The sequence below is a fragment of the Staphylococcus sp. EG-SA-2 genome, assembly GCF_017152085.1.
The window spans coordinates 1-639 of the sequence record NZ_JACYHC010001227.1 but is presented as its reverse complement, the minus strand read 5'-3'; the positions used below and the strand labels follow the sequence as shown (position 1 = coordinate 639).

1 protein-coding gene is annotated in these 639 nt (G+C 32.2%); it reads right to left on the bottom strand.

Annotation, left to right across the window (positions count from 1 at the left end):
• Window positions 1–4: 4 nt before the first annotated feature.
• Window positions 5–639: PIN/TRAM domain-containing protein (locus tag IDG60_RS28210; RefSeq protein WP_481906116.1), on the bottom strand; the 635-nt coding region annotated here is incomplete at its 5' end.

Here is a 639-nt window from a genome sequence, read left to right as displayed (position 1 = left end):
GTTTTTATAATGATACTGTATCTTCGATTTTTTTAGCAAAAACAATTCTTCCTGAAGATGTTTGCAATAAGCTGACTACTTCTAAATTGACATGACTGCCAATAAGATTTTTAGCATTATCAACAACCACCATCGTACCATCATCTAGATATCCTACTGCCTGACCAGGCTCCTTACCCATTTTTGTCAGTAAAATATGCAGTTGATCACCTTGATGTACATTAGGTTTGATTGCTTCTGATAAATCATTAACATTTAATGCTTTAATACCATGTACATGACAAACTTTATTTAGGTTGAAATCTGTCGTTATAATACTTGCATGATATTGTTTTGCTAGTTTTAATAACATCGTATCAATATCACTATGTGTTTTAGTTGGATGTATAACCTTTGTAGGATAGTCTAAATCATACAATTCATTTAAAATATCTAAGCCTCTTTTACCCTTTTCACGTTTAACACTGTCATTTGAATCTGCAACAATTTGTAATTCATTAATAACACCTTGTGGAATTAAAATATTGCCATCGATAAAACCGCAACGAATGACTTCTAAAATACGACCATCAATAATTGCGCTTGTGTCGATAATTTTTGGCGTAGCACTTTTAGTATGTTGTGACATGGAACGCGCTA